This is a genomic window from Microbacterium sp. (genome assembly GCF_036566905.1).
In the GTDB taxonomy this organism is placed as follows: Bacteria; Actinomycetota; Actinomycetes; order Actinomycetales; family Microbacteriaceae; genus Microbacterium.
Genome location: NZ_DATCVK010000117.1, coordinates 1 through 6,401, shown reverse-complemented (window position 1 = coordinate 6,401; position 6,401 = coordinate 1). Strand labels below are relative to the sequence as shown.

Genomic DNA, 6,401 nt, shown 5'->3' with positions numbered 1-6,401 from the left:
GCGCCCGCGGGCGCGGCGGCGACGGACGCCGGAGCGGGCGTGACGAACTGGGCCCAGACGTGCTTCTCGCCGCGGTCCGTGCGGTACCAGCCGACGGTGTCGGCGACCTTCTGCGCGAGCCGGAGGCCGTGCCCGCCCTCGCCGGGCTCGCGGTCGAGCGGGACGACCGGCGGCGCCTCGGGGCTGTGGTCCACGATGTCGAGCACGGCGACGTCGCCGTCGCACAGCAGCCGTGCGGTGACGGGGGGCCGGGCGTGCTCCAGCGCGTTCGCCACCAGCTCGCTCGCGACGAGCACCATCCGCTGTCGGCCGGACAGCCCGCCGGCCTCGTCGGACGGCCCGACCCGCGCCGCCGGGCACTCGCACGGGAGGCGCGACTCGAGCTCGGCGCGGACGTCGGCGAGCTCGTCGACGGTGCGCAGGGTCCACGACCCGACGACGGCGAGCCGACCGGGAGGCGACGCCTCGACCGGGCTCACCGACGTCCGCCCTGAACCATGCCGCCTCCTGTGCCACGGGGGTGGATCGCTGCCGCGAGGGCCGCTCCGGCGGCCAAGTCCGTCGTCGACCCTACTGCCCGCCGCCCACCCCCGCGCGCCGGTCGAGTCGGCCGCCTCCACGCACGTGGAGCCGGCAGGCTCGACCGCTGCGGGCCCCCGCGACCTCCTCGACGCGGCTACTTGATGCCCGCGGTCGAGAATCCCGCCACGTAGCTGCGCTGCGCGAAGAGGAACACGACGATCATCGGCACGACGTAGAGGATCGACGCGGCCGCGATGAGGTTGTTGAGCGGGAAGCCCTGGTCGTTGACGTAGCCCGACGCGAGGGCGACGGCCAGGGTCGTGTTGTCGTAGTTGAGCATGAGGTTCGGGGTGATGAAGTCGCCCCACACGCCCGTGAACGACAGCACGAACACCGTCACGATGATGGGCTTCGACACCGGCAGGAAGATGCGCATGAACGTGCCGAACCGCGAGCATCCGTCGAGCGTGGCCGCCTCCTCGAGCGCGCGGGGCAGGCCCGCGAAGAACTGGCGGTAGAGGAAGATCATGAACGGCGACCCCGAGATGCCCCACAGCACCCACGGCCAGTAGGTGCCGACGAGGCCGATCTGCGAGAACAGCAGGTACGTGGGGATCAGGGTGACGATGCCGGGAACGAGCATCATCGAGATGAGCACGCCGAACATGAACTTCTTGCCGGGGCCGCGCAGGCGGGCGAACCCGTACCCGACGAGCGCCGAGGAGAAGGTCGACAGCACGCCCGAGATCGTCGCGAGGAAGAACGAGTTCAGCGCGTAGATCGCGAACGGCTCCTCGGTGAAGGCGCTCACGAAGTTCTGGATCGCGGCGGGGACCGGGATCCACACGAAGTCGCCGCTCGAGAGCTGGTCGGCCGACTTGAGCGAGGTGAGGACCAGCAGCAGGAAGGGAAGCAGCAGGACGATCGAGATGATCGTCAGGGTGATGAACACACCGGGCCGCCGCGCGCGCAGCGTCGAGCGCGTCCTGCGGGGAACCTCCGGGGCGGTGGTCGCCAGGGTCTCGGACATGGTCAGCGTCCCTCCTCGGACGGATCGACCGCGTAGAACACCGTGCGCCCGCCGATGCGGAACGTCAGCACGGTGACGACGAGGATGGCCAGGAAGAACAGCCAGAGCATGGCGGACGCCGGGCCGTACTGCGAGAACGCGAAGTACTTCGCGTAGACGTCGATCATGTAGATCTGGTTGGCCTCGGGGACCGCGGTGATCGCGGCCGCGCCCGCGGCGGGCGACAGCAGCAGCGCGGGCACGAAGGTCTGCAGCGCGCCGATCGTCACCGTGATCGTCTGGAACAGCATGACGGGCGAGATCGCCGGCAGGGTCATGTGCCAGAACCGCTGCAGCGCGTTCGCGCCGTCGAGCGTCGCGGCCTCGAGCAGCTCCTGGGAGACGTCCTGCAGTGCGGCGAGGTTGATGATCACGCCGGCGCCGATGCCCCACAGCATGACGCAGATCAGCACGCCGAACACGGCGTCGCCGTTGAACCAGTCGACCGCGTCGATGCCGAGAGTCGCGAGGAACGCGTTGAGCGCGCCCGTGTCGCGGTCGAAGATCAGCTTCCACGTGAGGGTCGCCGCGACGGGCGGCACGATGGCCGGCAGGTAGATGAACACGCGGAACCACGTGCGCCCGCGCACCTTCTGGTTCAGCAGGATCGCCAGCAGTAGGCTGCCCACGATCGTGATCGGCACGACGACGAGCGCCAGCAGGCCCGTGCGGCCGAGGCTCGCCCAGGTGTCGGGATCCGTCAGCACGTCGCCGTAGTTCCGCAGGCCCACCCAGGAGAACGACGGCGAGATGCCGTCCCAGTTGGTCATGCTGATCGCGAACGCGTAGACCAGCGGGAACAGCGTCAGCAGGACCGTGCCGATCAGCCACGGCGAGATGAAGCCGTAGAACGCGCGGCCCTCCTTGCGGCGGGCGAGCGACGTCCGCCGCTTCGGGGCCGTCGTGCCCTGCGGGGGAGCGGCGGCCTGCGCGGTCGCCTGCTCCGAGGTGAGAACGGTCATGCGGTCACATCCCTACGAGCGAGGCGCCGTTGGCGAGCAGCGCGTTGACGGACGTCGTGGTCGCGTCGGCCCACTGCCCGACGGTCATGTCGCCGCGCACGACGCGGGCGAACTTGTCGGAGAGCGACGCGTCGATGGCGGTGGGGTCGATGAACGGCGAGGCGGGGATCGCCTGCAGGTACTGCAGCTCGTTCATCTGCGTCTCGTACGCCTGCTTCTGCAGGGCGGTCTCCTGCGGCAGCGAGTCGTACAGGCTGTCGATCGGCGGGATCCCGCCGCCGAGCTTCGCGCGGTCCGCAGCGGGCCGGCCGCCGCAGAACCACTCGATGAACTGCCACGCCTCGTCCTTCATCGTCGAGTCCTCGGCGATCCAGAACCCGGTCGCGGCGCGCGCGGGGCTGACGCGGGTGTCTCCCATGACCGGGGCGGGCACGAGCCGGGCGTACTGCGCGACCTCGTCCTCGGGGGTGATCGTGCCCGTCATCCAGTAGCCGGCGCCGTCCATCGCGAGGCGCTGCGCCTGGAACGCGGGCCAGTCCCAGCCCTCGGGGCTGACGTCGACCAACGTGTAGCCGACCTGCTCCTTCGCGACGTCGACGAACCACTGCATCGCACGCTGCGCCTCGGGCGTGGTGAAGTCGATCACCGACAGGTCGTCGTTGTAGATCGTGCCGCCCGCCGTCGCGACCATCTGCGAGATCGACGCCACGGACGGGGTCGTGTTGAACAGCCCGTACTGGGTCACGCGCCCGCCCTCGCGGAACGTCATGGCCCGGCCGTGCTCGAGCAGCTCGTCGTACGTGAGCGGCGTGCCGGCCGTGGGGATCGCGAGGCCCGCCTCCTCGAACATGCGGGTGCTGATCCAGTACATGAAGTCCTGCGACCAGTCCTTGGTCATGCCGTAGTGCGGGCCCTGGCCCTGGACCTTGCCGTCCCACCGCCACACGTCGTTCACGACGGCGAGGTCGTCGTAGCTCACGACGCTCGACGCCTTCATGTAGTCGTCGAGCGGGTGCGACAGGCCCCGGGCCGCGTAGTAGGCCGACTGCGAGGCGCCCGTCGCGCGCACGACGTCGGGCGGGTTGCCCGCCGCGATCATCGAGTTGAGGCGGACCTGGTCGAAGTTGATGAACGAGAGCCCGATGTCGGGGTGCGACTGCTCCCAGGCGGCGAGCAGCTCGTCGGTGACCTCGCTCGACACGGTCATGACGGTGATCGTCCGGGCCTTGCCGCTGAACGAGCTGGTCGAGCAGCCGGCGAGGGCGAGGGTGGACATGCCTGCGGTCGTGAGCATCCCGCCGAGGAAGGCCCGGCGGGAGAAAGGCGCGGGTGTGCGCATGAACGTACCTCCATCGCTACGTGCGTCCGCCGCCGTCGCCGGCGGTCGGAACGGGCCTCATCCTCGGAGCGCCGCGGATGTAAGGTCAAGCCTCGATATTCATTCGCTCAGAAATCGAACATGGAGGTTCGATGGACCTGACACAGCGGCAGGGGCGGATCCTGTCGGAGCTGAAGCTGCACGGCAGCCTGTCGGCGACCGACTTCGCCGAGCGCATGGGGATCTCGGCGATGACGGTGCGGCGCGACCTGGGCGAGCTCGCCGATCGGGGCATGCTGCGCCGCGTGCACGGGGGAGCGGTCCCCGTCGACGACGCGGTGCACGCCGAGCGGACCGACGTGACGGCTGCGGGCCACCGTCCGCCGCCGCGGTCGTCGATGGGGCCGGCCCCCGTCGCGAAGGAGCCGCTGTTCACGTTCGGCTTCGTGGTGCCCGACCCCGGCTATTACTTCCCGGCGATCGTCGACGGGGCCGTCGAGCGCGTGCAGGCGATGGGCGGCCGACTCGTCCTGGGGATCTCCGACTACGACCCCGAGCGCGAGCGCGCCCAGATCCAGCGGATGATCGAGCGCGGGGTCGACGGGCTGCTCGTCACGTCGAGCACGAACGACGAGTTCGAGACGTTCGGGCAGCTCGTCGACTCGCCGGTCCCGGTCGTCGTGGTCGAGAGGTCGCTCGACGACGCGGTGAACGCGGGGGCTCTCGACCTCGTGCGCACCGATCACGCGGCGGGCGCGGTCGTCGCGATCCGCCTGTTCGCCGAGCTGGGCCACCGGCGCGTGGGCATGGTCACCTTCGAGACGCCCACGATGCCGCACCTGCGCGTCGGGTTCGACCGCGCGGTCCGGGCCTTCGGGCTCGACGACCTCGACGCGGTCGAGGTCATCGACCATCGGCAGGGGATCCGCGAGCAGAGCATCGCGTACCTCGAACGGGCGCTCGAGGCGGGCGTGACGGCGGTGTTCGTGCACTCCGACCGCTATGCCGTGGAGTTCGTCGAGGCGGCCCTGGCGACGGGGCTGTCGATCCCGGGCGACCTGTCGGTCATCGCCTACGACGACGAGGTCGCCTCGCTGGCCGCCGTCCCGCTCACCGCCGTGGGGCCGCCCAAGCGCGACGTCGGCTGGGTCGCGGTCGGCATGCTCTTCGACCGCGTGTCGGCCACGCCCGAGCGGGTGCTCACCTCGCGCCACATGACGCTGCGCCCGAACCTCGTGCCGCGTCGGTCGACCGGGTCCCCGGCGTCGATGTTCGAATGATGTTTGTTTGAACTGAATGGCTTGACTCCGTTCGTCGTCGTCGCGTTGCGTAGGTCCCGCCGTCGGAGACGAAGGAGAAGCCGACATGCCGCACCCCGAGGACGATGTGCGACGCACCGTCGCGTTCCTCATGCCCGACAGCACGTTCTCGAGCGTCTTCGACGCTCCCGAGGTCGCACGGCTCATCGCCGACCCCCGCCTGCGGCTGCTGGCGCCCGGGCCGCTCGATCCCACGGATCCGCGCGACCGCGAGCTGCTCGCCGAGGCCGAGGTGGTGATCACCGGATGGGGCACGCCCGCCGTCGAGGGCGACGTGCGCGACGCGCTGCCGTCGCTCGTCGCGGTCGCGCACTCGGCGGGGACCGTCCGGCCCGTCGTGACCGACGCCCTGCTCGACAGCGGCGTGGCCGTGGCGTCGAGCGCGGCGGCCAACGCCGTTCCCGTCGCCGAGTTCGCGCTCGCGATGGTGATCCTCGCGGCGAAGCGCGTGCTGTGGGCGAGCGAGCAGTACCGCGCGCTCGGCCGCCAACCCGACTCGGGGCGCGCCTGGCCCGGCATCGGGGCGCACGGCATCCGCGTGGGCGTCGTCGGCGCCTCGCACGTGGGGCGCCTGCTGCTCGACCGGCTCGCGACGCTCGACGTCGAGGTGGTCGTGTCGGACCCGACCCTCGACGACGAGCAGCGCCGCGCGCTGGGGGTCGAGGTCGTGACGCTCGACGAGCTCGTCGAGACGAGTGACGTCGTCACGCTGCACGCGCCGTCGCTGTCGTCGACGCGCGGCATGATCAGCCGGGAGCTCATCGAGCGCATGCGCCCCGGCGCGACCCTCATCAACACGGCGCGCGGCGAGCTCGTCGACGAGCAGGCGCTGGCCGACCGCCTCGACCGCGGCGACCTCGTGGCGCTGCTCGACGTCACGGCGCGCGAGCCGCTCCCGGCGGGCGACCGGCTGTGGTCGACGCCCAACACCTTCCTGACCCCGCACCTCGCGGGCTCGGTCGGCAACGAGAACTCCCGTCTCGCCGCGCACATCATCGACGAGGTGGTCCGCTTCGGCGAGACGGGCGCGTTCGCCGCGCCGATCACCGGCCGCCATCTGGCCGTCATCGCGTAGCCATGGCTGCCTCGACGTCGTTCCTCGAGCGGTTCACGCGCGACGCCCGCGCTGCGCTCGACCCGGACCTGTGGGCTCCGGCCCCGCCCGTGACCGACCGCGGCGGCTGGTCGCGCGTCGGCGACGCGGACGGGGA

The 6,401-nt window shown here is 71.1% G+C and carries 6 protein-coding genes; 2 read left to right on the top strand and 4 right to left on the bottom strand.

What is annotated here, in order from left to right:
* The 4 genes from VIP82_RS08755 to VIP82_RS08740 form a co-directional block, all read right to left on the bottom strand.
* Positions 1-479 (bottom strand): ATP-binding protein (locus VIP82_RS08755; RefSeq protein ID WP_331907679.1); only part of this gene is annotated, 479 nt, incomplete at its 3' end.
* Between the two features lie 197 nt (positions 480-676).
* On the bottom strand, positions 677-1,552 hold the full coding sequence (locus tag VIP82_RS08750; protein WP_331907677.1) for a carbohydrate ABC transporter permease: 876 nt from the start codon (positions 1,550-1,552) through the stop codon (positions 677-679).
* A gap of 2 nt (positions 1,553-1,554) precedes the next feature.
* On the bottom strand, positions 1,555-2,553 hold the full coding sequence (locus VIP82_RS08745; protein WP_331907675.1) for a carbohydrate ABC transporter permease: 999 nt from the start codon (positions 2,551-2,553) through the stop codon (positions 1,555-1,557).
* 4 nt (positions 2,554-2,557) lie between these two features.
* Positions 2,558-3,892 carry an extracellular solute-binding protein gene (locus tag VIP82_RS08740; protein WP_331907673.1) on the bottom strand — a complete coding sequence of 445 codons (1,335 nt, stop codon included), beginning with the start codon at positions 3,890-3,892 and terminating at the stop codon, positions 2,558-2,560.
* A gap of 131 nt (positions 3,893-4,023) precedes the next feature.
* Here VIP82_RS08740 and VIP82_RS08735 point away from each other — a divergent pair, with 131 nt between their 5' ends.
* Both VIP82_RS08735 and VIP82_RS08730 read left to right on the top strand, forming a co-directional pair.
* Positions 4,024-5,151, top strand: a complete 1,128-nt coding sequence (locus tag VIP82_RS08735) for a substrate-binding domain-containing protein (RefSeq protein WP_331907671.1) — start codon at positions 4,024-4,026, stop codon at positions 5,149-5,151.
* 85 nt (positions 5,152-5,236) lie between these two features.
* The gene (locus VIP82_RS08730; RefSeq protein WP_331907669.1) at positions 5,237-6,265 is read left to right on the top strand and encodes a hydroxyacid dehydrogenase; all 1,029 of its coding nucleotides are present in this window, start codon (positions 5,237-5,239) and stop codon (positions 6,263-6,265) included.
* Positions 6,266-6,401 lie beyond the last annotated feature (136 nt).